Genomic DNA, 25,385 nt, shown 5'->3' with positions numbered 1-25,385 from the left:
TGGTGCAGCGCCGGCGACCGGGCTGCAGATGTTGAAATGCGCAAACGACGCTCGCACGGGCGGCGCCGGGCATGCGGTTGATCGGCAGTATAACGCGACAAATGGCATAAATGTTGCTCTTCGGCAAAGCCGCAACTCCGTAGTGGTGCTGATTGCCATGCGGTCTGGAAGATGCATGCAGTGCGCTCCCAGTCCTACAACAAACGGGCGCACACGCCTATGGCGGCGGCGCACGATCGGCATAAGATGGCGATATTCTTCACACATCAGGAGCACCGCATGCCAATCGATAACGACAACAAGGATCAGGACGTCAAGGGCCGTAACTGGGACCAGCTCACCACCGGCACGACAAGTGTGGCAACGATGGGCGCGGGTTCGACCGGCGACGTTGCCGGCAGCGGTAGCAAGCAGCCAGCGCCGGGAACGAATAGCGAGAGCGAGGACGAAACGGCTGGCGGCGGACTGCAACAGCTTGGTCGCACCGACGACCTGCTGGCCGGCGGCTCGACCGAAGAGCAGACCGATGAGGGTTTCCAGGGCAAGACCGACGAGAATGGCACGCAAGGTAGCCAGGTTGCCGCTGCCGGTACCAGCGACCGCGCTGGCAAAGGTGCGGACAACAAATAAGCAATGACCTGCTGCAGGACCGGGACGGCGGATCGCGTTACAGGATCCGCCGCCTCTCCGCTTGCTCTTTGTAAAGCCTCGCCGAAGTGGCATAGGTGGACTAGAATGAATCTGGTCACCTTGTCTGCCAGATAACGGTGTCTGTTCATCGCCGAGAGCATGATGCCAACTGTTGGCAGCTTCGGTCCGGTAGATTCAGATTCGCCCATCGGAGCTGTTGCCAATACCCTGTTTGCATAGAGAAATTGAACAGCAGGTCCGTCGATTACCTGCTGTCTGCGGGAGAAAATTCAATGCCCGGGGGAGTGTCACGCCCTTGACCCTGTTGCAATGACTGACATGGCAGATTGTCATCATTATTAGTGATAATGTGTCAGAATGTTGCAATGACTCAAGAGATATCAAACACTCGCTCCTATCGCGGACAGACGCCCGAGCAGCGTCGCGCTGACCGGCGTAACCGCCTCATTGCCGGCGCCATCAGCGTATATGGCGAGCGGGGCTATCACAACGCGACCGTCAAGGCTGTTTGCGACGCCGCGGGTCTCACGGAGCGCTACTTCTACGAATCATTCGCGAACAGCGAAATGCTCCTAATCGACAGCTACAATTTCATCACCGATCTGGTGCGTGAAAGAGTGCTGCTGGCCGGAGAATCGGCGCGCGGTGGCAGGGTTGCACGCTCGCGAGCCATGCTCTACGCTTATTTCTCTTCGATCCAGCGCGACCCCCGTTCGGCACGCGTATTCCTCGTCGAAATCCGTGGTGTGAGTGCTGCCGTGGATCGAACCTTCGACGAATCGCTGCGCGAATTTGGTCTGGCTGTCACGCGCCTGGTGGCGCCGGATCTGATGGACGACGAGTTGCTGCAGGCAGGCGTGATCGGTGGTGTGATTCATATTGCGATGCGCTGGATCGCATGCAACTACGAGCCGCCGATCGACGAGGCCGTCGCGGCGGCGCTGCGCCTTGGCACCGCGCTGTCAAAGCGGCCCCGCGTCGCGCCGGCCACCAGCGCGTAGCCGGTCAGCAGCAATAGAAGGAAAGCAGGGATGAAGCGCCGTCCCTGGATGGGACGGCGCCCTGCCTCAGATATGCAGTGCGTGGCCCAGCGCGCGCAGCGCTGCTTCCTGCACCGCTTCACCGAGGGTCGGATGGGCGTGGATCGTGCGCGCCACGTCTTCCAGTTGCGCGCCCAATTCGATCGACTGCGTGAAGCCCGCCGCCAGTTCGGCCACGCCGACGCCCACCGCCTGCCAGCCCAGGATCAGGTGGTTATCCTTGCGCGCGACGACGCGGACAAACCCATCGGTGCTCTCGATCGTCATCGCCCGCCCATTGGCGCTGAACGGGAAGCTGGCGCTGATGGCGTCGATGCCGGCCGCTGCCGCCTCGCCAGGGGACATGCCGGCCACCACGATCTCGGGATCGGTGTAGCAGACGGCTGGAATCGCCGCCGGATGGAACCAGCGCCGCTTGCCCGCGATGATCTCGGCCACCATCTCGCCCTGCGCCATCGCGCGGTGCGCCAGCATCGGTTCGCCCGTCAGGTCGCCAATCGCCCAGACATTGCGCATCGACGTGCGGCATTGCTCGTCGACCTTCACGGCGCGCCCGTTCATGTCGAGCATCAGGTGTTCGAGACCCCAGCCGGTGGTTGCCGGCTTGCGGCCGACGGCCACCAGCACGCGATCGGCCTCGAGATAGGCTTCCACGCCGGATGCGTCGCGCACCTTGACCCGCTCGCCCTCCATGCCCAGCACCGACGTGGCCAGGCGGACCTCGACGCCGAGGCGCTCAAGCGAACTGGCAACCGGTTTGACGAGATCCGCATCGTAGGCTGGCAGGATGCGCTCGGCCGCCTCGACGACCGTGACCTGGCTGCCCAGCTTGCGAAACGCCGTACCCAGTTCCAGCCCGATATAACCCGCGCCGACCACGACCATGCGGCGCGGCACCTCGCTCAGTGACAGCGCCTCGGTCGACGAAATCACCGGTCCGCCGAACGGCATGAACGGCAGTTCGACCGCGTGCGAGCCGCTGGCCAGCAGCAAATGTTCGCAGCGGATGCGCACCGGCTCTTGCCCGCTACCCTCGTGCGGCTGTACCTCGACCGTCTTGCCGTCGAGGACGCGGGCCCAGCCGCGTATCACGCGCACGCCCTGTTTTTTCAGCAGGGCGCCCACGCCGCCGGTCAGGCGCTTGACGATGCCGTCCTTCCAGGCCACCGTTTTTTCGAGGTCGATGCTGGGCGAATCCACCTTGATCCCCAGTGGTGACGTCTGCGCCGCGTAGTGCACGGTCTTGGCGTACTCGTCGGCCGCGTGGATCAGCGCCTTGGATGGAATGCAGCCGATGTTCAGGCAGGTGCCGCCCGGCTGCGCGCCTTCGACAAGCACGGTGGGGATGCCCAGCTGGCCGGCACGGATGCCCGCCACGTAGCCGGCCGGACCGCCGCCGATGATCAGGAGGGTCGTATTGATTGTCTCCATCGCTTACTCCACGAACAGGGTGGCAGGAAATTCGAGGTAGCCCCGGATCGACTGCACGAACTGGGCGGCCACCATGCCGTCGATGACGCGGTGGTCGAACGAAGACGACAGGTTCATCATCTTGCGCGCCACCATCGCGCCGTCACGGATGACGGGACGGTCGACGATGCGGTTCACACCGACGATGGCGACTTCGGGCCGGTTGATGACAGGCGTCGTGACGATGCCGCCCAGCGCACCCAGACTCGTGATCGTGATCGTCGAGCCAGTCAGCTCGTCGCGCGTGGCCTTGCCGCTGCGGGCCGCTTCGGCCAGGCGGGCAATTTCGGCGGCGCTCGACCAGGGGTCGCGCGATTCGGCGTGACGCACGACCGGCACCATCAGGCCCGATTCGGTCTGCGCAGCGATGCCGATGTGGGCCGCGTCATAGGTTGTCAGGGTGTTAGCCTCGTCGTCGTAGCGCGCGCTCATCATCGGATAGCTGCGCAGCGCCAGCACCACGGCGCGCATCAGGAGCGGCAGCAGCGTGAGCTTGCCGCGCTCCTGCCCGTAGCGGGCATTGAGTTGCAGGCGCAGCGCTTCGAGTTCGGTTACGTCGACTTCTTCGACGTAGGTGAAGTGCGGGATGTTGCGTTTGGCTTCCTGCATCTTCTCGGCGATCTTGCGGCGCAGGCCGATGATCTGCGTGGCGTGTTCGCCATGCTGTTCGGCATAGCGTTCGTCCATCGCGCCATTGGCCGCGCCGCCGCGACGGCCTGCCACGTGCGCATCCAGGTCGGCGTGCGTGATGCGGCCTGCGGGCCCGCTGCCGGGCACGAACTGCAGTTCGACGCCCAGGTCCCAGGCGCGCTGGCGCACGGCCGGCGGGGCCAGTGGCTTTTCGCCGTCGGCGCGCAGCGGCGCACCGGAGGTGGCCCTGGCTGGTGCTGGTTTGGCGGCCGGAGCGGGTGCCGGTTTTGCTGGTGCAGCAGCCGGCGCTAATGTTTCTGCGGCATGCGCCGCCACCGCCTCGAGCTGCGGTTCAGCGACTTCTTCGGCCGGCGCAGTCGCGGCGCCCGATTGGACGGGCTCCTTGCGCGCCTTGTCGGCGCTGACGTTGCCGGCGCCGGCGACTTCGAGGCGGATCAGTTCCGCGCCCACGGCCAGCGACTGGCCGATCGCGCCGCCCAGGCTCGTGATCGTCCCGGCGACGGGCGACGGAATTTCCACCGTCGCCTTGTCGGTCATGACGTCGGCCAGCACCTGGTCTTCGCGCACCGTATCGCCCGGCTGCACGTGCCACGCGACGACTTCCACTTCAGCAATGCCTTCGCCCAGGTCCGGCATCTTGATGACATGAATTCCCATGATCAACCCTCCATCACGCGTTTCAGGGCCGCGCCGACACGGTCGGGCCCTGGAAAGTAAGCCCATTCCTGCGCATGCGGATACGGGGTGTCCCAGCCGGCCACGCGCCCGATCGGCGCTTCCAGCTGATAGAAACAGTGTTCCTGAATCAGCGCGGCCAGTTCGGCGCCGAAGCCGCTCGTCTGCGTGGCCTCGTGGACGATCACGCAGCGGCCGGTCTTTTGCACCGACTTGACGAGCGTGTCCAGGTCGAGCGGCCAGATGCTGCGCAGGTCGATCACTTCGGCATCGACGCCCGATTCACGGGCCGCCGCTTCGGCCACCCAGACCATGGTGCCGTAGGCGATGACGGTGACGTCGTTGCCTGGGCGGACGATGGCCGCCTTGTCCAGCTCGACCGTGTAGTAGCCGGTCGGGACATCGCCTTTCGGGTGGCCCGACCATGGCACGACAGGCCGGTCGTGGTGGCCGTCGAACGGGCCGTTGTACAGGCGCTTCGGCTCCAGGAAGATCACCGGATCGTCGTTCTCGATCGACGCGATCAGCAGGCCCTTGGCGTCGTACGGGTTCGACGGCATCACGGTGCGCAGGCCGCAGACGTGGGTGAAGAACGCTTCCGGGCTCTGGCTGTGGGTCTGGCCGCCATAGATGCCGCCGCCGCAAGGCATGCGGATCACCATCGAGGCCGTGAATTCGCCGGCCGAGCGGTAGCGCAGGCGCGCCGCTTCGGACACGATCTGGTCGGTCGCCGGATAGAAATAGTCGGCGAACTGGATTTCGACCACGGGGCGCAGACCGTACGCGGCCATGCCGACCGCGGTGCCGACGATGCCGCCTTCGGAAATCGGCGCGTCGAACGCGCGCGATTTGCCGTACTTCGCCTGCAAGCCGTCAGTCACCCGGAACACGCCGCCGAAGTAGCCGACGTCCTGGCCGTAGACGACGACGTTGTCGTCGCGTTCCATCATCACGTCCATGGCCGAGCGCAGCGCCTGGATCATGGTCATCGGCACGGTGGCCGCATCTTTTGGTAAATCGTCGCGTGCCATGCTCATACCCCCAGCTGTTGACGCTGACGGCGCAAGTGCTCCGGCATGTCTTTATAAACGTCCTCGAACATCGTCGCGGCGCTCGGTGCGCGCTCGTCGCCCAGGATGCCGAAACTCTCCGCTTCTTTTTGCGCGGCCAGGATCTCGGCTTCGAGCGCCGTGTGCGTCGCGTCGTGCTCTTCGTCCGACCACCAGCCCAGATTCGTCAGGTACTGGCGCAGGCGGGCGATCGGGTCGCCCAGAGGGAAGCGGGCGTAATCGTCGGCCGGGCGGTAGCGCGCCGGATCGTCCGACGTCGAGTGCGGGCCGGCGCGGTAGGTGACCCATTCGATCAGCGTCGGGCCCAGATTGCTGCGCGCACGTTCGGCGGCCCAGCGCGAGGCGGCCAGCACGGCCAGGAAATCATTGCCATCGACGCGCAGCGACGCGATGCCACTGCCGACACCACGGGTGGCGAAGGTCACGCTCTCGCCGCCGGCAATCGCCTGGAAGCTCGAGATCGCCCACTGGTTGTTGACCACGTTGAGGATGACCGGCGCGCGGTACACGTGGGCAAAGGTGAGGGCGGTGGAGAAGTCGGATTCGGCGGTAGCGCCGTCGCCGATCCAGGCCGATGCGATCTTGGTGTCGCCCTTGATGGCCGAGGCCATGGCCCAGCCGACCGCTTGCGGGTACTGGGTAGCGAGGTTGCCCGAGATCGTGAAGAACCCGGCGCTGCGCACCGAGTACATCACCGGCAACTGGCGGCCCTTGAGAGGATCGCGTTCGTTCGACAGGAGCTGACAGATCATGTCGACCAGCGGCACTTCGCGCGCCATCAACAGGCTTTGCTGGCGGTAGGTCGGGAAATTCATGTCGCCGTCCTGCAGCGCGAGCGCATGGGCGGTGCCAATCGCTTCTTCGCCGAGGCTGATCATGTAGAACGACATTTTCTTCTGGCGCTGGGCGATGACCATGCGCGCATCAAAGATGCGGGTTTTCATCATCGTGCGCAGGCCAAAGCGCAGCAGCTCGCGGTCAGGCGCTTCGGCCCACGGGCCCACGGCGTTGCCGTGCTCGTCGAGCACGCGGATGAGTTGCTGGGCCATGTCGCTCGTCTCGAGCGGGGCCACATCGATGGGCGGGCGCCGGACAGCGCCGGCAGGGGTCAACTGGAGGTACGTAAAATCGGTCTTGCAGCCCGGACGGCCGGTAGGCTCCGGTACGTGCAGCGACAGAGGATTGCTCTGGCTCATATATGTGCTTTCCCTTGTGAGGTGGTGTGCAGCATGAAGATCATAGCGTGCTGATTGACGTTTACGTCAACTGCGGCGAACTATTTTCATATTGCTATGCACCATACGGGAGTGGCGTGCGCAGACGAATGGGCGGGCTTGTGCAGCGTCATGCTGTGTTTGTGGCCAGGTAGTGCGGGCAACGCGATGCAGCAATTTAATTTTCGGAGGAAAGACGCGCGGGTGAGAGAATCGAGTTTCCCCATGACCGGAGGCAGTATGCCGATCTGCGACGACATTCTTCTGCTGGCACGCTACAACGCGACGATGAACCGCCAGCTGTACGACGCGGCCGCGACCTTGCCGCATGAGCTCGTTACCGCCGACAGGGGGGCCTTCTTCGGATCATTGCTGGGAACGCTGAACCACCTGGTCGCAGCCGACAGCATCTGGCTGTCACGCTTTGCTGGCCATGCGAGCGACTATTGCGCGCTCGAGACGTTGCGCGGCGCGGCGATCCCAGTCGACTTGCGCCAGTCGTACGGGGACAGCCTGCCGCTGCTGCGCGTGCAGCGCGAGCGGATCGACGGGATCATCATGGCGCTGGCGGCCGAGGTAACGGCAGCCGATCTGGACCACGTGCTGGCTTATCGCAACACGCGTGGTGCCACGTTCTGCAAGCCGTTCGGCAGCTTGCTGCTGCACTTCTTCAATCACCAGACCCATCACCGTGGCCAGGCCAGCACCTTGCTGACGCAGGCCGGCGCCGATATCGGCGTGACCGACCTGCTGGTGCTGATCGGGGACCGGCCGCCGGCGTGACGCTGGCATGCCGTTCGCGCAGCCAGAACCCCAGGCCCGGCAGCGCCAACCTGCTGAAGCGGGAAGGTGGTGCTTAAATGCCATGCAGCAAAATCATCGAGCGAAGCAGGCCGCTGGAAGGCAGTTGGACGTGCCTCGGGCCGCTTAGAACAGATAGGTGATGCCGACATTGAGCGAAGCAGGTCGATATTTCGGCTTGCCGATCAATACATTGCCGGCATCAGAGGCCTTGAACGTGCCGTTCTCGACGCTCGTCCAGCGCGCATCGCCGCTCAGGCGCCAGCGGGGCGCGAGGATGTACTCGGCGCCCACGATCGCTTGTACCGCCACGCCGCCTTTGCGTGAATACTCTTGCTCAGACCCGTTTCGGTCAACGTCGATATCCACGGCGACCACGTAGCCCAGACCCGCGCCAATGAACGGTCGTAGCGCGCCCCGGGCCGGGAAGCGGTAGTACCCGTTCAACAGAACCAGTTCGGAAAAGATATTGCCATCGACTGAGACGCCACCGACGCGCCTGAGATAATTGCCGCGCTCGTCCCACGCCAGCTCGACGGCCCACCCATTGCCAAAGCGACGACCCACGGCGGCGCCGAAACCAAGACCGCCACCAAACTTGGCCGTGCCCCCAACACCTGGACCGGTAGGGCGGAACTCCGAAAAGCTGGTCGACGGCGCGGCGGGGACGCCCCCGTAGGCGCTGGCGTAGAAAGTTGCCTCGTCCTGGGCGACGGCCACCAACGGAGCGAGCAGCAGGACTGCGGTGAGATAGGTGACGGAGGTGACGTAGCGCGACTTGAAAGGCCGGTTCATGGCAGTCCTTTGGCAATGGAACTACAGAGCAGATCAGCCAATCACTGTACAGTTTTTCTGCGCACTGTAAATACCGTTTTCGCCACAGACCCGGTCATCCGAATCGCGTGCTGCGTCCGCACAACAGGCGTCGCTGCGCCCCTGAGAGCGCAGCGCACCCGGGTTTATCCCTTCCGAGCGGCGCTGCGCTCGCGCAGCCAGAACCCCAGGCCCAGCAGCGCCAGCCAGATCGGGATCAAGATCACCGAGATGCGCAGCCCTGGCGTGATCGCCATGATCACGAGCAGGATGGCGACGAACGCCAGGCATACGTAGTTCGACAGCGGGAACCACGGGCTGCGAAACAGCGTCGTCTCGCCCGCGTGGTCCTTGCTGCGCCGGAAGCGCAGGTGGCTCCACGAAATCATCGCCCAGTTGATGACGAGCGCAGCGACGGCCAGGCTCATCACCATGCCGAGCGCTTCTTCCGGCAGAAAGTAATTGATCAGGATCGCCGAACCGGTGGCCACGGCCGACACGGCCAGTGCATTGAGCGGCACGCCGCGTGCATTGGTGCGCATCAGCGCGCGTGGCGCATTGCCCTGTGCAGCCAGGCCGAACAGCATGCGACTGTTGGCGTACACGCAGCCGTTGTAGACCGACAGCGCGGCCGTCAGCACGACCAGGTTCAGGACGTTGGCGACCCAGCCGTTGTCGAGCGCGGCGAAGATCAGCACGAACGGGCTGCCGCCGGTGACGACCTTCTGCCACGGGAACAGCATCAACAGCACGGCCAGCGCGCCGATGTAGAAGATCAGGATGCGGTACAGCGCGTTATTGGTCGCGCGCGGGATCGTGCGCGACGGGTCGTCTGCTTCGGCGGCGGTGATGCCGATCAGTTCCAGACCGCCGAACGAAAACATGATCACCGCCATGGCCATGGCCAGACCGCCCACGCCATTGGGGAAGAAGCCGCCATGGCGCCACAGATTGGACACGCCCGCCTCGGGGCCGGCACCGCCGCCGATCAGCAGGTACAGGCCGAACACGATCATGCCGACCACGGCCGCCACCTTGATGACGGCGAACCAGAATTCCAGCTCGCCGAAGGCCTTCACGTTCAACAGGCTGAGCAGGTTGACGAGCACGAAGAAGCCCAGTGCCGAGACCCACGTCGGCAGCTCGGGGAACCAATACTGCATATAGATGCCCAGCGCTGTCAGCTCAGCCAGGCTGACCAGGATATACATGACCCAGTAATTCCAGCCCGAGACGAAGCCGGCGCGGCGCCCGCAATACTTGTCGGCGAAGTGGCTGAACGAGCCGGCCACCGGTTCAGCGACGATCATCTCGCCCAGCTGGCGCATGATCAGGAAGGCGACCGCGCCGGCAATGGCATACCCGAGCAGCACCGAGGGGCCGGCCATCTGAATGGTCGAGGCGATGCCGAGGAACAGGCCGGTGCCGATCGCGCCGCCCAGGGCGATCAGCTGGATGTGGCGGTTTTTCAGCCCGCGCTTGAGTTGGTGGTGCCCGTCGTCCATTATCGGTTTCTTGATCTTGCTATAAAGACAGGGATTCTACTGCATCGGCCGGACGCGGCAAACTCGCGCCACGGTTTTGACGGGCGCGCTATGCTTGTGGTGATGGCAATTCGCCGACACTCACTGGAGACAAGCATGCGTAAAATGATCATGATGGCCCTGGCGGGCCTGCTGTGGAAACAGTTTCAGACCAAGGTCATGAAACGTCCGGTCGCTCAAAAGAAGACCTGGCGTTACTGATAATGTCACAACCGTCACTCGACGGGTAGCAGTTTGATCGCGCGGCCTCGGCCGCGCTTTTTTTCGCCCGTGACAACTACACGCTGTGCGCCAGGCCCAGATTGCGATTGGCCGGCACGGCAACATCCATCAGGCCCGGGCGTGGCAAGTCGAGCGCTGCCATCAGTGCGATGAAGTCAGCGCGCTCGCGGCCGGCCAGGCGGGCATTGTGCGCGCGTTCCCAGCCGATGGTCGAGACCGACTGGCCCTTGTAGTCGTGGCCGGGCCAGACCCGCGTGGCCGCGTCTAGGGTGAACAATTTACCGGTGACGCTGTCGTACAGGTCGCCCGCGCTGCCGCCCTGGAAGTCGGTGCGGCCACACCCGCCGATCAGCAGCGTGTCACCGCTGAACAGGTTGCCGCGCCACAGGTAGCACATGCTGCCGGCCGTGTGGCCCGGCGTGTGGATCACCGCAAGTTCTTCGCCGTCGGCAAAGCCGATCCGGTCGCCGTCCTGCAGCTGGATTTCTGCAGGTGCGATGCCGCAGCCGCTCGGTGCGCAGGCTTTCGCGCCCGTGTGCGCGCGCAGGCGGCCGGCGGACGTGACGTGATCGGCATGCGCATGCGTTTCGAACACGTGCGTCAGGCGCAGGCCGAGACGTTCGAGGTGGGCCAGATCGCGCGCGAAGTGGCGGTCGACCGGATCGATGATGGCTGCATCGACAGCGCCGGGTGCGGCAAGGATATAGGTGAAGGTGGACGACTCGGCGTCGAACAGCTGGATCGGGTTCAGTTGCATGATGGGTTCCTCGGTAGCGCCATGTTGTACCACAAACGTGGCTCAGGGCCGGATCGCGGCCAGCTTGTCGGCCAGTGTCGCCGGCGAAAGTTCACCCACATGGCGCGTGCGCAGGCGGCCCGCCGGATCGTAGAACAGCGTCGTGGGCATGCCGGCCGCGCCAAGGCGCGCGGCGACCTGACTGCCCGGGTCCAGCACGATCGTGGCCGACTGCGTTGGCAAGCGCAGGCGCTCACGCTCGACGTAGGTGGTCACGGTGGCGGCCGATTCGCCCTGGTTGACCAGCACGAACGCGATCTCCGGGTGGGCCGCCTGCGCCGCCATCAGCGCCGGCATCTCGCGACGGCAGGGCGGACACCAGGTGGCCCACAGGTTCAGCACGACGGGGCGGTCGGCAAAGCTGCGCAGCGCGACTTCGCGGCCATCGAGTCGGCGCACCATCACGTCCGGCAGCGGCGTGTGCACCGGCGTGAGTGCCTGGTTCAGCAGCGTGCCGCCGAACCAGACCGCGCAGCCTGTCAGCAAGCAGGCCAGCACGGGCCGCCGCAGTGCTGCCTGGCGGCGCGTCAGCTCGGCCCCGACCACGCAGGCTGCGATCAGGCCGGCGACCGACGAGAAGCCGCCATCGCGGATGTCGAGCACGCTCAAAGGCGCGGCCAGGTAGATCGCATGGTGCTTCAGGACGAACGCGAGACGGGCCGAGACGAAGCCGGCCACGATCATGTTCCACAGCGCGCTGCCCGGATCGATGCCGCGCCGGCGCCGGAACCATTCGGCGACGAGCGTGGCCGCCAGCACCGCCGCCAGGGAAAGGACGACCGCGATCGGGAGGTACAGCGGGCCCAGCCGGATTGCGTCCATCTGCTTCAGCGCGCCTGGATCATTCTTCGGGCGCTGCCGGTTCGGGCGGCGCGGTCTGTTCGATCAGGAGCTTGTCGATGCGGTTGCCGTCCATGTCGACCACTTCGACGCGATAGCCATTCCACTCGAACGACTCGGACGCTTTCGGGATATACCCGAACTGGTACAGCACGAAGCCGGCCAGCGTGTGGTACGCGCCCAGTTCTTCGTCCGGAAAGCGCTCGGTGGTGTTGAACACGTCGCGGAAGCGGTCGAGATCCACGCCGCCATCGAGCAGCCAGCTGCCATCCTGGCGCTGGACGGCGTCGGGATCGGTTTCTTCACCGTTCACGGTGACGTCGCCTACCAGCGCGCTCATCACGTCCGACAGTGTGACCATGCCCTGGATGTCGCCGTACTCGTCGACGATCAGCGCCAGCTCGGCCCGGTTTTTCTTGAACAGCTCGAGCAGCACCATCGCGCCAACGGTCTCGGGCACGAACAGCACGTCCTGCACCGCATGCTCGATATTGACCGCCTCGAGCGAGCCGTGGCGCACCGACTGGGCCAGCAGGTCGCGCACCTTCACGAAGCCCAGGATCTGGGCGCGGTCGCCACGGTAGACCGGGAAGCGGCTGTAGGTGTGGCAGGCGATCAGTTCGAGCGTGTCGCGGCGTTCGGCGTCCAGGTCGATCATGATCAGGTCGACGCGCGGCGTCATCAGCGCTTTCAGGTGCCGGTCGTCCAGGCGCAGCGCGCGCGAGACGATGTCGTACTCGGTCTTTTCAAACAGGCCGGCGTCGGTGCCTTCCTTGAACATACCGGCGATGTCTTCTTCGGTCGGTGCTTCTTCCTTGGCATCATGGATGCCAAAGAGGCGCACGATCGCTTCGGTCGTCAGCGAGAGCACCTTGACGAACGGCGACATGATCAGCGACAGGGCCGACAGCGGGGGGGCAATCAGCGTTGCCATCGTCTCCGGATGGCGCATCGCGATGCGTTTCGGGACCAGTTCGCCCAGCACGATCGACACGAAGGTAATGGCCAGCACCACGATGAAGAGCGCGATTTCGTAGGCGTAGGGGGCAAGGAAGCCCACCATTTCGATCTGCGGCTGCAGGCGCGTGACGAGCGAGGCTTCACCGAACGCACCGGTAAAGATGCCGATCAGTGTGATGCCTACCTGAACGGTGGAAAGAAAATGACTCGGGTTGTCGGCCAGTGCGATGGCGCTGCGCGCGCCGCGGCTGCCTTCCTGCGCGCGCCGTTCGAGGCGCATGCGTTTTGCGGAGACGAGCGCCAGTTCGCTCATCGCGAACACCCCGTTCAGCAGGATCAGAACGAGGATGATCAATATATCGGACATGACAAGCAAAAGGCCTATGGCCGGGCATTCCGGGCCGTGGCCGGGTCCGCCACGATGGCGTACGGACGAATCATGGCATAAATGACAAAAATGTGGGGGAGCGTTGACGTACCGTAGGGTGGACGGCTGCGCCGTCCACGCGTTCAAATCAAGGAGGCTTCGCGTTGCTGTGGTGGACCCGCGAACGCGTGGACGGGGGAACCCGTCCACCCTACGATCGTTCTTGACTGGGACATTTTGTCCGGGTATGGACATTGCATTTAAGTAGTATGCTCAGAGACCGCCTTGCGGCCTCAGTCTCAATATCAGCTTGGAAATACCCAAAAAATGGAATGGTTCCCGATCGTTTTTTTCACGTTCAAAGCGCTCGTGCTTGGCACGGGCATGTTTTTCGCCATCAAATGGCACTATGACCAGGGCAAGAAAGAGAACGGCATGGACCGGCGCAGGCTGGTGATCGGCGTGGCCAAGGTCGTCATCATCTTCGTGGTCCTGCTCGCGGTGCTCGGCTACCTGACACTTCTGCTGGTCAGGAAGCTCGGCCTGGACTGGAACTTTTCGGGATAACGAGCGAGCGGCTCGCGCGCCATGATCATGGTGTCGTACGAAAGCGCTTGGTAATGCCGGCCCAGCACCGCTGATAATCCCCCTGCAATTGCGGTGACGCCAGCGCCTGTTCGGTCGGCACCAGCACATTGCGTGTCTCGAACATGAACGCCATCGTGTCGCCCACCTTGTGCGGCTGGCGCGTGTCTGCGCTGCTCGCCTTATCGAAGGTCGCAGCATCCGGGCCGTGCCCGCTCATGCAGTTGTGCACGCTGGAGCCGCCAGGCACGAAGCCGTCCGCCTTGGCGTCGTAGGCGCCGTGAATCAAGCCCATGAACTCGCTCGCCACATTGCGGTGGAACCATGGCGGCCGGAACGTGTCTTCGGCCACCAGCCAGCGCGGTGGGAAGATCACGAAGTCGAGCGTATCGACGCCCGGCGTATCCGATGGCGCTTGCAGCACGAGGAAGATCGATGGGTCCGGGTGGTCATAGCTGATCGAGCCGATGGCGTTGAAGTGGCGCAGGTCATATTTATAGGGCGCGTAGTTGCCGTGCCACGCCACCACGTCCAGCGGTGAGTGGCCGATCGGCGCGCGCCACAGCCGCCCGCCGAACTTGGTGACCAGCTCGAAATCGCCTTCAATATCTTCATACTGCGCGGTCGGCGTCAGAAAGTCGCGCGGGTTGGCCAGGCCATTCGAGCCGATCGGCCCCATGTCGGGCAATTGCAGCAGCGCGCCGAAGTTCTCGCACAGGTAGCCGCGCGCTTCGCCATCGGGCAGCGTCACCTGAAAGCGCACGCCCCGCGGAATTACGGCGATTTCCTGCGGCTCGACGTCCAGCACGCCCAGCTCGGTAGCGATGCGCAAGCGCCCCAGCTGGGGGACGATCAGCAGTTCGGCGTCCGCATTGTAGAAGTAGCGACCGGTCATCGACTGGTTGGCCGCGTACAGGTGCACGGCGCAGCCCGTCATCGCCTCGGCCGAGCCGTTGCCGGCCATCGTAACCCAGCCATCGATGAAATCGGTCGGGCTCGTCGGCATCGGCAGCGGGCTCCAGCGCAGCTGATTCGGCGGCGCGGCATTGTCGAAACGGCTCACCAGGCGCGGCGCTTCCAGCGGCACGAAGCTGCCATGCACGGCCGCCGGGCGGATCCGGTACAGCCACGAGCGCCGGTTATGGCTGCGCGGCGCGGTGAAGGCGGTGCCGGACAACTGCTCCGCATACAGACCATACGCCACTTGCTGCGGCGAATTGCGATGCTGCGGCAGCGCACCTGGCAGGGCTTCGGTGGCAAATTCGTTGCCGAAGCCGGACAGATAACCTGACGGGTGGGCCATGCGGTGTCTCCTGGGACTGGTGATGTGGTGCGATTGGTCGATGGCGTCACTCTAGAATAATCTGCCGAGTTTTACGAGATGAATAGAAAAATGTAGACTATTGATTCCATCAATACTGCTGGCCTCCACCACCACCGCGCATGGACAATGCGCCGGCAACCTTGAAAACCCATGATCGAACCGCGCACCATCGACCTGAACCTGCTGTCCGTGTTCCAGGAAGTCTATCGGGAGCGCCAGATTTCCAGCGCCGCCCGCCGCCTTGGCCTGAGCCAGTCAGCAGTGAGCAATGCGCTGGCACGATTGCGGCGCGCCTTTAACGACGAGCTGTTCGTGCGCACGGCCAGTGGCATGCAGCCCACGCCGCTGGCAACGCAGATGGCCGAACCGATCGGGGCGGCGATGGCGCAGGTGGCGCTGGCGCTGAACCAGCGCAGCCGGTTTGAACCCGGCACGAGCAGCCGCCGCTTCGTGCTGGCGATGACCGATGTCGGCGAGGTGTATTTCATGCCGACGCTGATCGAGCGCTGCCGGCAGGTGGCGCCGCACGTGGAACTCAGCTCGGTGCGCGTGGGCGCGGCGACGCTGAAAGAAGAGATGGAAGGCGGGCGGGTCGACCTGGTGGTGGGCCCGTTCGAGGATGTGTCCGATGCGCTGTATCAGCGGCACTTGTTTCGCCAGCCGTTCGTGACGATGTTCCGCAAGGGCCATCCACTGGGCAAGGGCGCGTTGACGCTGGCGCGCTTCGCGGCGGCCGAGCATTTGCTGGTGGACGCGGCCGACAGCCCGTACGACCGCGTCAACGCGGTGCTGGCCAGGTCCGGGATTGCGCCGGCGACGCGCTTTCGGGTGCCGCATTTCACGGCGGTGCCGTACATCGTCAGTTCGAGCGACCTGGTGGTGACGGTGCCGCAAAAACTGGCCGAACGGGCCGGCCTGCCGTTCGCACTCGAATGGGCAACGCCGCCGCTGGATCTGCCGCCGCTGCAAACGAATATTTTTTGGCACCGCCGCTTCAACCAGGATCCGGGCAATGTGTGGTTGCGTGGTTTGCTGGCCGACGTGTTCGCGGAATGACCGTCAACGTAGGACGAATAAAAGGAAGAGACAATGGCAGACCTGTTTGACAATCCCATGGGCCTGATGGGCTTCGAGTTCGTCGAGTTCGCTTCGCCAACCCCGGGCGTGCTCGAACCCGTGTTCGAGGCGCTGGGCTTTACCAAGGTGGCCGTGCACCGCTCGAAGGACGTCGCGCTGTATCGCCAGGGCGGCATCAACTTCATCATCAACAACGAGCCGAAAAGCTACGCCGCCTACTTCGCGGCCGAGCACGGCCCGTCGGCCTGCGGCATGGCGTTTCGCGTGCGCGATGCGCACAAGGCCTACGCCAGGGCGCTGGAACTGGGCGCGCAGGCGGTTGAGATCCCGACCGGCCCGATGGAGCTGCGCCTGCCGGCAATCCGCGGCATTGGCGGCGCGCCCCTGTACCTGATCGATCGCTTCGACGAAGGCGACACGATCGGCAAGTCGATCTATGACATCGACTTCAAGTTCATCGACGGCGCGCCGCGCAACCCCGAGGGCCACGGCCTGAAGATCATCGATCACCTGACGCACAATGTGTACCGCGGCCGCATGTCTTACTGGGCCGGCTTCTACGAGAAGCTGTTCAACTTCCGCGAAATCCGCTACTTCGACATCAAGGGCGAGTACACGGGCCTGACCTCGAAGGCAATGACCGCGCCGGACGGCATGATCCGCATTCCCCTGAACGAAGAGGGCAAGGCGGGCGGTGGCCAGATCGAGGAATTCCTGATGCAGTTCAACGGCGAAGGCATCCAGCACATCGCATTGCTGAGCGACGACCTGATCGCCACGGTCGACAGTCTGCGCGCGGCCGGCGTGCCATTGATGACGGCGCCGCCCGAGACGTATTATGAAATGCTCGACGAGCGCATCCCGGGCCACGGCGAAGACGCCGAGCAGCTCAAGGTGCGCGGCCTGCTGCTCGATGGCACAGTCACGGACGGCAAGGCGCGCCTGCTGGTGCAGATCTTCGGTGTGGCGCAACTGGGCCCGGTGTTCTTCGAATTCATCCAGCGCAAGGGTGACGACGGCTTCGGCGAAGGCAACTTCAAGGCGCTGTTCGAGTCGATCGAGCGTGACCAGGTCAAGCGTGGTGCGATTGGTGCCGCCAGCGAGGCAACCACCGCCGCCTGATCCGTAATTTGCTATCCTGCGTGTTTGCGGCGGCCTCTGGCCGCCGTCTTGCATCAAGGAGAAAGCATGCTGGCGGCGTTTGCGGTGTTGTTGTTATTTCAGTGCCTGGGGGAGGGCGTCGTGTTCGTGCTGCGCCTGCCGCTGCCCGGCCCCGTGGCTGGCATGCTGCTGCTCGTGGCTGCCCTGATCGTCTTTCCCAAATTGCAGGCGCTGGTCGAACAGGCGGCGAACGCGCTGCTTGCCCACCTGTCGCTGCTGTTCGTGCCGGCCGGCGTGGGCATCGTGGTCGCTGCCGCCAGCGGCAGTGGCCACTGGCTGGCGATTGTCGCGTCGGTTGTCGTCAGCACGCTGCTGGCGCTGGCCGTCACGGGCCTGCTGCTGCGCGGCATGAAAGGTGAACCGACGAAAGATCGCGATGCCTGATTTCGCCGGCCTGCACCAGTTCTGGGTCTATCTGGCGGCCTCACCCTTGCTGGGCTTGACCATGACGCTGTGCGCCTATCTGGCCGCGCAGCGCATCGGCGCCTGGTGCAAGGGCGCGCCGATCGCCAACCCCGTCGCCATCGCGATTGCCATCGTCGTGGGCATTCTCAGCTTGTCCGGCATGTCGTACGAGCGGTATTTTGCCGGCGCGCAGTTCGTCCACTTCCTGCTTGGCCCGGCGACGGTGGCGCTGGCCGTGCCGCTGGTGCGCCAGCTGCCGCGCCTGCGCCAGCACTGGCTGCCGCTCACGGCGGCGCTGCTTGCTGGCTGCGTAACAGCCATTGTCTCGGTGGTCGTCGTGGCGCAGTGGCTGGGCGCCACGCCTGCGCTGATCGCGACGCTCGCGCCCAAGTCGGTGACGTCGCCGATCGCGATGGCCGTGGCCCAGCGCCTGGGCGGCCTGCCTTCCCTGACCGCCGCGCTGGTGATTGGCACGGGCATCTTTGGCGCCATATTCTCGACCTGGCTGTTTCATGGGTTGCGCGTGCGCTCGGACGCGGCGCGCGGGTTCGCCATGGGGCTTGCCGCGCACGGGATCGGCACGGCTCGTGCGTTCCAGCTCAGTCCCGAGATGGGGGCGTTCGCCGGGCTGGCGATGGGGTTGAATGGCGCGTTGACGGCGCTGCTTGCTCCCTGGCTGGTGCCGCTCGTGACGCGCTGGTTGGGGTAGCACCTGCGCTGCGCCGCACAATCGGCGCACCGATTACGCTGACGTTTTGATGATTTTTCGGAGCAGAACGTGACCGACCACAAAACAATCAGTCTGGCCATCCAGGGCGGTGGCAGCTACGGCGCCTATGGGTGGGGTGTGCTCGACCGCCTGCTGCAGGAGCCCGGCTTGCAGATCGATGCGCTGAGCGGCTCAAGCGCCGGCGCGATCAATGCCGTCGTCGTTGCAGACGGCTATGCCCGCGGCGGTGGCCGTGAAGGTGCGAGGAAGGCACTCGACAAGTTCTGGCGCGCGATCGGCACGGCCGCAGCGATGAGCCCATTGCAGCGCACGCCGCTCGATCGCATGGCGCCGCACTTCACGATGGCGTTTTCGCCGGTGTACCACTTGCTGGAAATGGCCGGGGCCATGGCCGGCCCGACGCTCGAAGGCCCGCTGACGCTCAATCCGCTGCGCCACTTTCTCGCAGCCACCATCGACTTCGAACGGGTACGCGCCTGCGAAGAGCTGCAGCTGTTCATTGCCGCGACCAATGTGCGCACCGGCACGGGCAAGCTGTTCCGGCGCGACGAGATGGATGTCCAACGCCTGCTGGCCTCGGCCTGCCTCCCGACCGTGTTTGCCGCCGTCGAGGTCGATGGCGAGATGTACTGGGATGGCAGTTATGTCGCCAACCCACCGCTGGCACCGCTGATGGCGCACGGCGACGGAACGGATGTGGTGATCATCCAGAACAATCCCATTGCGCGCCCTGATATGCCACGCACGGTAGCCGACATCGCCAACCGTGCGAACGAGATCGCGTTCAATATCAGTTTCGTCCGTGAAGTCAGTGCGTTGCAATTCCTGGGAAGCGCGACGGATGAAATGCGCGGCGCCGGTGCGACACCTGCCGCCAAGTTCCTGCATCTGATCAGCGGTAACGAGCATCTGGCAGCGCATGGCATTTCCGCCAAATTCAGTGCCGAGATGCCATTCCTGCAGCACTTGCACGATCTTGGCGTGGCTTCGGCCGATACCTGGCTGAGGGAGAATGGCGCGCATCTCGGCGTGAAATCGACGCTTGACCCGATGCCCGTGTTTTATCCCGACCTGTAGAGCGCAAAAAAAACACCGTCGCCGTTGCCGGGGACGGTGCTCGAGAGCGCTGTTGCGTTACGTCGGCGGCGCGTTATGCGTCTGCCGATGTGTCTTTCCAGGTCTTTTTCGGCGTCAGCGCAAAGGCGGCAATCAGGGCGCCAACTACACCAACGGCCAGCGCCGCGCTGCTGCCCGAGAAACCGACCAGATGTTCTTTCGCCAGCTTGCCAGCCTTTGGCCCGACGAGCTGCAGACGCCGACGCGTCATCGCTGCGCCCAGTTCCGACAGACGCGCCTTGCCCAGGATATGTTCGGCATCGGGCAGCAGGCGGGTCTCTTCATCGGCCACGTGGTGGATCACGTCGCGCATCAGTTCCAACACCAGGTCGTCGTGGCGCGGATCGGCGCCGCTGGTGCGGCGCAACTGGGCGATCAGGCGGCGCATCTCGTCATGTTCCGGTTCAGCTTCGTGGATGAATGGCTGCTTTGCGTCTTCGCGTCGCATTACGGGATAGAAAATCTCTTCCTCCAGCGTTGCATGGATTTCCAGTGCATCGCAAATGGTATCGGCCAAGGCCTTCTTGACGGTTGGGCTCTTGTCGCTGGAATATTGATGGAAGGTCACCATGACGTGCGAGTGATCGAAGCGGATCATGTCGGTAATGGTTGGGCTCAGTTGTTTCAGGTTAAACATGGTACTACCCCCGTTCGTCGTTGTTTGATCAACATCGTGAGGGAGACCTTGTCAAATGGCTGTAGGCCTGTACGCCGAGGTCGTGTCAGTGCCAGTCCAGATCGGCCAGAATCGGAGGGCAATTTTTCCAGCTCTCCATTCATGTTGAATTGAAATAACTACTTGTCACATTAGTCCTACACGAACTCGGGATCACCCCTGACGAGCCACCAACAGTTGTCATGCGATCATGTGTTCACTGGCCTGCCGTTCTGGCACCGGCCCGTCCTGGATGGTCACGCACCACGCGTGCCGAAAGGATGAACAACCTTATCGAGGACACTATCCATGTTTGCTCATAATAAGCGTTTGCAGTACACCGTCCGCGTTAGCGGCCCCAATCCCGGCCTGGCGAACCTGATGCTTGAACAGTTCGGCGGCCCGCAGGGTGAGCTCGCCGCCGCCATGCGCTACTTTACCCAGGCTGTTGCCGAGGACGATCCAGGCCGCAAGGACCTGCTGTTCGATATCGCCACCGAAGAACTCAGCCACCTCGAAGTCATCGGCAACATCGTTGCGATGCTCAACAAGGGCGCCAAAGGCCGGCTGGCCGAAGGTGTCGATATGGAAGCCGATGCCTATCGCCGCATCACCGGCGCCGGCAATGACAGCCACATCACGCAAGTGCTGTATGGCGCGGGCGTGCCGCTGACCAACTCGGCCGGTGTGCCGTGGACCGCAGCCTACATCGACTCGATCTCCGAACCGACTGCCGATTTGCGCTCGAACATCGCCGCCGAAGCGCGTGCCAAGATCGTCTACGAGCGCCTGATTGCGCTGACCGATGACCCGGGCGTGAAAGAAGCCCTGGGCTTTTTGATGACGCGCGAAGTGGCGCACATGAAGTCGTTCGAGAAAGCCCTGTATTCGATGGAGCCAAACTTCCCGCCCGGGAAAATGCCCGTGGTGCCAGCGTTTGCCAGCGTCTACTACAATATGTCGCAGGGCGAGGGCGAAGTGCGCGGTGCATGGAACCAGGGCGCCGACTGGGACTTCATCAGCGACCGCGAGAAGCAGATGGCCGTCGATGGCGGTGCAGGCGATGCTGAAGTGGCGCTGCCAACCGAGGATATCGACGTGCTGGAAATGATGGCGGCGCGCACGCTGTCGGACCCGATGGCCACGCCCCGCACCGGTTCCGAACTGGGCATGATGCAATCTGCATCCGGTGGTACGATAGGTGGCAGTAGCGGAAATGCAATGGGCGAACCCACTGTGGCGTCGCGCGGCGGTCCGCTCGACGATACCGGTATTGCCAAGAAAAAGAAGGCCAGCGTCAAGAAGACGACGTAAGCAAGACGCACAGCGTATGCCCACGCCGCCTGCCACATGATCTGTGGCAGGCGGCATTCAGTTATCAGGAAGCCGCATGGATAGTCAAGTCGAAAAAGCCCCACCACACCGCGGCATGCCGAGCTGGCTCACCCCACGTCGCGTCATTATTGCTGGTATCTGCACCGTCGTCCTGTTTGTCCTGATCGGCAGCCTGATCGAGCAGTTCATGAATGCCAACCCGAAGATGCTGGCTGCCTTGCTCGGCGGCAGTGCGGCGGCAGCAGCCACTGCGCTTGGCACATTGCCCGTCTTGTTTGCACAGAATTTTTCCCGTCGTACTTACGATTCATTCCTTGGTTTCGGCGCCGGTGTCATGCTGGGCGCCACTGCGTTTTCGCTCGTCATTCCGGCACTGAACGCAGCCTCGTCGGCCGGGGCGGGCAGCTGGGAATCCAGCCTGATGGTGGGCGCGGGCATTCTGGCCGGCGCCGGCGCGATTCTCCTGATGAGCCGCGCGGTCCATACCGACGGCATCCTTTCTACCGATCCCGACCAGGTGTCGTTGCGGCGCGCATGGCTGTTCGTGTGGGCTGTCGCGCTGCATAACCTGCCGGAGGGCCTGGCCATCGGCGTTGCGTTTGCCGGCATCGACCTGGAAAAAGCCACATCACTGGCCACCGGGGTATCGATCCAGGATGTGCCAGAGGGCCTGGTCGTAGCGCTGGCGCTGCACTCCGTCGGCTACAGCCGCCTCGCCGCTGTCGGCATGGGCATCGTGTCGGGGCTGATCGAACCGATCGCTGCCGTGTTCGGCGTCGCGCTCATCGGTATTGCAGCCGGGCTGCTGCCGTATGCGCTGGCCGCCGCTGCCGGCGCCATGCTGCTCGTCATCGTCAATGACGTGATCCCCGAATCGCGCCAGTCGGGCAATGGCACCCAGGCCAGCATCGCGCTGGTCATCGGGTTCATCGTGATGACGGTGCTCGATACGGCGCTGGCCTGATCGGCTGGCCGACACCGGCCCGCGTTACATCGCCAGCGCGGTGTCGCGCTGCATCCCCAGCGGCGGCGCGCTGTCGGCCCGAATGAAACAGCGGGCCGGCGCCAAAGGCCGATCGACATAATAGCCCTGGATTTCGTCGCAGCCAAAGTGCTTCAGTTCGCACAACTGCTCGAGATTTTCCACCCCTTCTGCCACCACCTTCAGATTCAGGCTGTGCGCCAGATTGATGACGGCGCGTGTGATCGCCGCGTCGTCGCTGTCGTGCGGCAAATCGCGCACGAAGGTGCGGTCGATCTTGAGCGCATCGAGCGGGAAGCGCTTCAGGTACGCGAGGCTCGAATAGCCGGTACCGAAATCGTCGATGGACAGGCGCATGCCAAGCGCCTTGATGCGCCCCAGGATCGCGACGGCGGCGTCCGGGTTCACCATCAGCATCGATTCGGTCAGCTCGAACTCGAGCAGTGCCGGCGCGATGCCGCTGGCGGTCACGATCCGCTCGATCGTTGCGGCCAGGTCATCCTGCTCGAGCTGGCGCGCCGACAGGTTGATCGCGACCGGCACGATCGGGAAGCCATCGGCGCGCCAGGCGCCAAGCTGGCGGCAGACTTCCGCCACGACCCATTCGCCAACCGCGATGATGAGTCCCGTGTCTTCGAGGACCGAGATGAATTCGAGCGGCGGCACGAGGCCGCGCTGCGGGTGGTTCCAGCGCAGCAGCGCCTCGAAGCCGCTGGTCTGGCCAGTGACCAGATCGAGCTTCGGCTGGTAGTGCAGCAAAAACTCGCGCCGCTCCAGTGCCTGGTGCAGCTCGGCTTCGAGCTTGATGCGCTGGGTGGTCGCATCGTGCATGGCGGCGCTGAAGAACTGGAAATTGCCGCGGCCATTGTGTTTGGCCGCGTACATGGCCGTATCGGCGCTCTTGAGCAGCGCCTCCGCACTGGCGCCGTCTTCCGGATAGCGTGCGATGCCGATGCTGGCCGAGACGAACAATTGCTGGCCCTGCAGCAGGAATGGCGCGGCCAGCGCATCGATGATGCTGGTGCACAGCGCGCCGACGTCGCCGTCTTCCACGACGTCGGGCAGGATCAGGGCGAATTCGTCCCCGCCCAGCCGCGCGACCAGATCGCCCGGCCGCGCGCAGGCCTGCAGGCGCTTGGTGGCCAGCACCAGCAACTGGTCACCGACGCCATGCCCCAGCATGTCGTTGACTTTCTTGAAGTGGTCCAGGTCGATGAACATGACGCCGGTGCGGCGCCCCTGTGCGGCGGCTGCGCCGATGGCCAGGTCGAGCGACTCGGACAGGTAGCGCCGGTTCGGCAGGTCGGTCAAGGCGTCGTATTGCGCCAGATAGGTCAGGCGCTGCTGGGCCGTGTGGCGCTCGATCGTGGTGGCCAGGATGTGCGCGATGCTGCGCAGGAAGTTACGGTCGTCCGCGCCGAACTGGCGGGCGTCGTCCGAGAATACGCCCAGCACGCCAAACGGGCTTTCCGTACAAATCACGCAGGCATCGACGCTGCTGCGCACCTGGTAGGCAGCGCCGACGGTCGCGAACAGCGGCCGCAGCAGGTCGGCCGGCTCTTGCTGCGGCATCGGCCCCAGCGGGCAGTCAAGGGCGAACCCGGTGGCCGAGGCGAGGGCGCCGCTGCCCGCGCGGATCACCAGTGAGCGCCCGATCGGCGCCGGTTCGAGGGCAAACAGCGCCGCGCTCGGCGCATCCAGGCCCCCCGCTGCGGCCTGAATCGCCTCCCGGAATACGTGGTGCAGGTCGGTGGCCGTCAGGGCCACGCGGCCCAGCTCGGCGATCAGGTTTTCGCGGCGCGCCGTGGCCAGGATCGTGCGCTCGAAGGCCTTGCGCTCGGTGATGTCGATATCGATACAGATATAGCGTACCGTGCCGCCCGCATCGAACATCGGCACGATCGTGCGGTGCCATTGCAGCGTGCGGTCGCGCCCGGCGATCATGACGTCGCCTTTCCAGACGTTCGGCCCGGGTGCCCAGTCCGGCGCCGAACCCGGAATGGTCAGGTGCGCCAGGGGCTGGCCAACGACGGCGTCGCGCGACAGGCCGCTGTTGGCGATGAACTGGTCGTTGACGACGGCGATGCGGCCATCGACATCGATCTCGGACACGATCGCGGCCTGGTCCATCGCGCTCTTGTGCTGGACGAGCGAATTCATCAGGAGCTCGATACGCTCGCCATACTGCACGCGCAGGCTGGCGGTGCCGCGGTTGACAGCCAGGATCGCTTCCTGGATCTCGAGCGGCGCGTCGTCGTGCAGCGGCGCCTCGGCGGTGACCAGGCCGGCGGCGACATCGTGTTCAAAGTCGCGCAGGCCGCCAAGACGGTCCAGCCAGCGGCGCAGCAGCACGCGCATCATCAGCAGGCTGGCCGAGGCCAGTACCGAGGCCACCGCCGCTGTTTCGATGATGAGCTGCCACAGTTGGGCCGCCAGTTTGGTCACGTCGAACGACAGGCGCATGACGCCATAATCCTTGCCACCGACCGTGATGACCCGGTTGACATCGTAGAACCGCTCGACGATCAGCGCCGTGAACCAGGCGGGCGGCGCTGCGTGCTGGCTGTCCTGCGCATCCAGACTGATGGCGCCGCCACCGACCTCGAGGAACTGGGCGCGGTTGAAGGGCGATTTGACGAGCATCTTGCCCAGCGTGCGCTTGACCGTGTCGTAATCGCCGATGACCACGCTTTCTTCGATGGGCTGGATCACCGCCTCGACCAGCATCAGCGCATTGTCCTGCGTCTCTTCGATGTGCTGCAGGTACTGGTAGCGGTAGAACATGCCCAGGCCCGCCACCAGCAGAAGCAGCATCGTGGCCGCAAACACGCCGAATACGCGCCCCATCAGGGAACGCGGCAGGAAGACGCGCTTGAGCAGGCGCAGCGGAGCAAATATCAT

23 protein-coding genes are annotated in these 25,385 nt (G+C 64.3%); 11 read left to right on the top strand and 12 right to left on the bottom strand.

All coding sequences use genetic code 11. The features are described 5' to 3' along the window. Nucleotides 1-279 precede the first annotated feature (279 nt). Both ACZ0AJ_RS08740 and ACZ0AJ_RS08735 read left to right on the top strand, forming a co-directional pair. A complete protein-coding gene (locus ACZ0AJ_RS08740) occupies nt 280-630 on the top strand; it encodes a hypothetical protein (protein ID WP_499453929.1) in 351 nt (116 codons plus the stop codon). Between the two features lie 386 nt (nt 631-1,016). Next, a complete protein-coding gene (locus tag ACZ0AJ_RS08735; protein WP_499453927.1) occupies nt 1,017-1,652 on the top strand; it encodes a TetR/AcrR family transcriptional regulator in 636 nt (211 codons plus the stop codon). Between the two features lie 66 nt (nt 1,653-1,718). Here ACZ0AJ_RS08735 and lpdA read toward each other — a convergent pair whose 3' ends face one another. From lpdA to ACZ0AJ_RS08715, 4 genes are read right to left on the bottom strand one after another with little or no spacing between them, the layout of a single operon-like run. Beyond that, nucleotides 1,719-3,122, bottom strand: coding sequence for a dihydrolipoyl dehydrogenase (gene lpdA, locus ACZ0AJ_RS08730; protein WP_499454548.1), 1,404 nt, complete (start codon nt 3,120-3,122; stop codon nt 1,719-1,721). Nucleotides 3,123-3,125: 3 nt separating this feature from the next. Then, nucleotides 3,126-4,469, bottom strand: coding sequence for a dihydrolipoamide acetyltransferase family protein (locus ACZ0AJ_RS08725; protein WP_499454545.1), 1,344 nt, complete (start codon nt 4,467-4,469; stop codon nt 3,126-3,128). A gap of 2 nt (nt 4,470-4,471) precedes the next feature. Continuing rightward, nucleotides 4,472-5,518 (bottom strand): alpha-ketoacid dehydrogenase subunit beta, encoded by a 1,047-nt coding sequence (locus ACZ0AJ_RS08720; RefSeq protein WP_229424618.1) that lies wholly within the window; start codon nt 5,516-5,518, stop codon nt 4,472-4,474. Nucleotides 5,519-5,520: 2 nt separating this feature from the next. Further along, entirely contained in the window at nt 5,521-6,753 is a 1,233-nt protein-coding gene (locus tag ACZ0AJ_RS08715; protein WP_183552559.1) for a 3-methyl-2-oxobutanoate dehydrogenase (2-methylpropanoyl-transferring) subunit alpha, read from the bottom strand. Between the two features lie 243 nt (nt 6,754-6,996). Here ACZ0AJ_RS08715 and ACZ0AJ_RS08710 point away from each other — a divergent pair, with 243 nt between their 5' ends. Next, nucleotides 6,997-7,554: a DinB family protein gene (locus ACZ0AJ_RS08710; RefSeq protein ID WP_499453924.1), complete on the top strand. Its 558-nt coding sequence runs from the start codon at nt 6,997-6,999 to the stop codon at nt 7,552-7,554. Between the two features lie 144 nt (nt 7,555-7,698). Here ACZ0AJ_RS08710 and ACZ0AJ_RS08705 read toward each other — a convergent pair whose 3' ends face one another. The 5 genes from ACZ0AJ_RS08705 to ACZ0AJ_RS08685 form a co-directional block, all read right to left on the bottom strand. Beyond that, entirely contained in the window at nt 7,699-8,367 is a 669-nt protein-coding gene (locus tag ACZ0AJ_RS08705; RefSeq protein ID WP_499453922.1) for an outer membrane beta-barrel protein, read from the bottom strand. Nucleotides 8,368-8,531: 164 nt separating this feature from the next. Beyond that, the gene (locus tag ACZ0AJ_RS08700) at nt 8,532-9,890 is read right to left on the bottom strand and encodes an amino acid permease (protein WP_499453921.1); all 1,359 of its coding nucleotides are present in this window, start codon (nt 9,888-9,890) and stop codon (nt 8,532-8,534) included. A gap of 316 nt (nt 9,891-10,206) precedes the next feature. After that, nucleotides 10,207-10,908 (bottom strand): MBL fold metallo-hydrolase, encoded by a 702-nt coding sequence (locus ACZ0AJ_RS08695; protein WP_499453920.1) that lies wholly within the window; start codon nt 10,906-10,908, stop codon nt 10,207-10,209. 42 nt (nt 10,909-10,950) lie between these two features. Continuing rightward, nucleotides 10,951-11,769 (bottom strand): TlpA family protein disulfide reductase, encoded by an 819-nt coding sequence (locus ACZ0AJ_RS08690; protein ID WP_499453917.1) that lies wholly within the window; start codon nt 11,767-11,769, stop codon nt 10,951-10,953. A 19-nt stretch (nt 11,770-11,788) separates the two neighbouring features. Further along, complete coding sequence (locus ACZ0AJ_RS08685) at nt 11,789-13,114, bottom strand: hemolysin family protein (protein ID WP_499454542.1); 1,326 nt, start codon at nt 13,112-13,114, stop codon at nt 11,789-11,791. A 384-nt stretch (nt 13,115-13,498) separates the two neighbouring features. On the opposite strand from ACZ0AJ_RS08685, the gene ACZ0AJ_RS08680 reads away from it, so the two are divergent. Beyond that, nucleotides 13,499-13,681: a hypothetical protein gene (locus ACZ0AJ_RS08680; RefSeq protein WP_499453916.1), complete on the top strand. Its 183-nt coding sequence runs from the start codon at nt 13,499-13,501 to the stop codon at nt 13,679-13,681. A 25-nt stretch (nt 13,682-13,706) separates the two neighbouring features. Here ACZ0AJ_RS08680 and hmgA read toward each other — a convergent pair whose 3' ends face one another. Continuing rightward, nucleotides 13,707-15,002, bottom strand: a complete 1,296-nt coding sequence (gene hmgA, locus ACZ0AJ_RS08675; RefSeq protein ID WP_499453914.1) for a homogentisate 1,2-dioxygenase — start codon at nt 15,000-15,002, stop codon at nt 13,707-13,709. Between the two features lie 171 nt (nt 15,003-15,173). On the opposite strand from hmgA, the gene ACZ0AJ_RS08670 reads away from it, so the two are divergent. The 5 genes from ACZ0AJ_RS08670 (at nt 15,174) to ACZ0AJ_RS08650 (ending at nt 19,473) form a co-directional block, all read left to right on the top strand. Then, nucleotides 15,174-16,079: a LysR family transcriptional regulator gene (locus tag ACZ0AJ_RS08670; protein ID WP_499454539.1), complete on the top strand. Its 906-nt coding sequence runs from the start codon at nt 15,174-15,176 to the stop codon at nt 16,077-16,079. Between the two features lie 33 nt (nt 16,080-16,112). Continuing rightward, nucleotides 16,113-17,222 (top strand): 4-hydroxyphenylpyruvate dioxygenase, encoded by a 1,110-nt coding sequence (gene hppD / locus ACZ0AJ_RS08665; protein ID WP_499453910.1) that lies wholly within the window; start codon nt 16,113-16,115, stop codon nt 17,220-17,222. 66 nt (nt 17,223-17,288) lie between these two features. After that, complete coding sequence (locus tag ACZ0AJ_RS08660; RefSeq protein ID WP_499453909.1) at nt 17,289-17,645, top strand: CidA/LrgA family protein; 357 nt, start codon at nt 17,289-17,291, stop codon at nt 17,643-17,645. Beyond that, nucleotides 17,638-18,375 (top strand): LrgB family protein, encoded by a 738-nt coding sequence (locus ACZ0AJ_RS08655; RefSeq protein ID WP_499453907.1) that lies wholly within the window; start codon nt 17,638-17,640, stop codon nt 18,373-18,375. The genes ACZ0AJ_RS08660 and ACZ0AJ_RS08655 overlap by 8 nt, the downstream gene beginning before the upstream one ends. A 69-nt stretch (nt 18,376-18,444) precedes the next feature. After that, nucleotides 18,445-19,473 (top strand): patatin-like phospholipase family protein, encoded by a 1,029-nt coding sequence (locus ACZ0AJ_RS08650; RefSeq protein ID WP_499453905.1) that lies wholly within the window; start codon nt 18,445-18,447, stop codon nt 19,471-19,473. A gap of 73 nt (nt 19,474-19,546) precedes the next feature. On the opposite strand, the gene ACZ0AJ_RS08645 is transcribed toward ACZ0AJ_RS08650, so the two are convergent. Next, a complete protein-coding gene (locus ACZ0AJ_RS08645) occupies nt 19,547-20,149 on the bottom strand; it encodes a hemerythrin domain-containing protein (RefSeq protein ID WP_499454535.1) in 603 nt (200 codons plus the stop codon). Nucleotides 20,150-20,476: 327 nt separating this feature from the next. On the opposite strand from ACZ0AJ_RS08645, the gene ACZ0AJ_RS08640 reads away from it, so the two are divergent. Then, nucleotides 20,477-21,481, top strand: a complete 1,005-nt coding sequence (locus ACZ0AJ_RS08640) for a manganese catalase family protein (RefSeq protein WP_499453901.1) — start codon at nt 20,477-20,479, stop codon at nt 21,479-21,481. Between the two features lie 76 nt (nt 21,482-21,557). Beyond that, entirely contained in the window at nt 21,558-22,466 is a 909-nt protein-coding gene (locus ACZ0AJ_RS08635; RefSeq protein WP_258834237.1) for a ZIP family metal transporter, read from the top strand. 24 nt (nt 22,467-22,490) lie between these two features. On the opposite strand, the gene ACZ0AJ_RS08630 is transcribed toward ACZ0AJ_RS08635, so the two are convergent. Then, nucleotides 22,491-25,385: a putative bifunctional diguanylate cyclase/phosphodiesterase gene (locus ACZ0AJ_RS08630; protein WP_499453900.1), complete on the bottom strand. Its 2,895-nt coding sequence runs from the start codon at nt 25,383-25,385 to the stop codon at nt 22,491-22,493.

The organism is Telluria sp. AC161, from assembly GCF_979258535.1.
Note: the sequence above shows the minus strand (reverse complement) of the source record. Positions and strands in the feature narration are given on the sequence as shown.

Coding starts and splice junctions, on each gene's coding strand:
- ACZ0AJ_RS08735 (WP_499453927.1), top strand. CDS start 1,017: ATGACTCAAGAGATATCAAACACTCGCTCCTATCGCGGACAGACGCCC.
- ACZ0AJ_RS08705 (WP_499453922.1), bottom strand. CDS start 8,367: ATGAACCGGCCTTTCAAGTCGCGCTACGTCACCTCCGTCACCTATCTC.
- ACZ0AJ_RS08645 (WP_499454535.1), bottom strand. CDS start 20,149: ATGTTTAACCTGAAACAACTGAGCCCAACCATTACCGACATGATCCGC.
- ACZ0AJ_RS08630 (WP_499453900.1), bottom strand. CDS start 25,385: ATGATATTTGCTCCGCTGCGCCTGCTCAAGCGCGTCTTCCTGCCGCGT.
- ACZ0AJ_RS08640 (WP_499453901.1), top strand. CDS start 20,477: ATGTTTGCTCATAATAAGCGTTTGCAGTACACCGTCCGCGTTAGCGGC.
- ACZ0AJ_RS08685 (WP_499454542.1), bottom strand. CDS start 13,114: ATGTCCGATATATTGATCATCCTCGTTCTGATCCTGCTGAACGGGGTG.
- ACZ0AJ_RS08725 (WP_499454545.1), bottom strand. CDS start 4,469: ATGGGAATTCATGTCATCAAGATGCCGGACCTGGGCGAAGGCATTGCT.
- ACZ0AJ_RS08690 (WP_499453917.1), bottom strand. CDS start 11,769: ATGGACGCAATCCGGCTGGGCCCGCTGTACCTCCCGATCGCGGTCGTC.
- ACZ0AJ_RS08680 (WP_499453916.1), top strand. CDS start 13,499: ATGTTTTTCGCCATCAAATGGCACTATGACCAGGGCAAGAAAGAGAAC.
- ACZ0AJ_RS08670 (WP_499454539.1), top strand. CDS start 15,174: ATGATCGAACCGCGCACCATCGACCTGAACCTGCTGTCCGTGTTCCAG.
- ACZ0AJ_RS08720 (WP_229424618.1), bottom strand. CDS start 5,518: ATGGCACGCGACGATTTACCAAAAGATGCGGCCACCGTGCCGATGACC.
- ACZ0AJ_RS08660 (WP_499453909.1), top strand. CDS start 17,289: ATGCTGGCGGCGTTTGCGGTGTTGTTGTTATTTCAGTGCCTGGGGGAG.
- hppD (WP_499453910.1), top strand. CDS start 16,113: ATGGCAGACCTGTTTGACAATCCCATGGGCCTGATGGGCTTCGAGTTC.
- ACZ0AJ_RS08740 (WP_499453929.1), top strand. CDS start 280: ATGCCAATCGATAACGACAACAAGGATCAGGACGTCAAGGGCCGTAAC.
- lpdA (WP_499454548.1), bottom strand. CDS start 3,122: ATGGAGACAATCAATACGACCCTCCTGATCATCGGCGGCGGTCCGGCC.
- ACZ0AJ_RS08700 (WP_499453921.1), bottom strand. CDS start 9,890: ATGGACGACGGGCACCACCAACTCAAGCGCGGGCTGAAAAACCGCCAC.
- ACZ0AJ_RS08710 (WP_499453924.1), top strand. CDS start 6,997: ATGACCGGAGGCAGTATGCCGATCTGCGACGACATTCTTCTGCTGGCA.
- ACZ0AJ_RS08715 (WP_183552559.1), bottom strand. CDS start 6,753: ATGAGCCAGAGCAATCCTCTGTCGCTGCACGTACCGGAGCCTACCGGC.
- hmgA (WP_499453914.1), bottom strand. CDS start 15,002: ATGGCCCACCCGTCAGGTTATCTGTCCGGCTTCGGCAACGAATTTGCC.
- ACZ0AJ_RS08695 (WP_499453920.1), bottom strand. CDS start 10,908: ATGCAACTGAACCCGATCCAGCTGTTCGACGCCGAGTCGTCCACCTTC.
- ACZ0AJ_RS08635 (WP_258834237.1), top strand. CDS start 21,558: ATGGATAGTCAAGTCGAAAAAGCCCCACCACACCGCGGCATGCCGAGC.
- ACZ0AJ_RS08655 (WP_499453907.1), top strand. CDS start 17,638: ATGCCTGATTTCGCCGGCCTGCACCAGTTCTGGGTCTATCTGGCGGCC.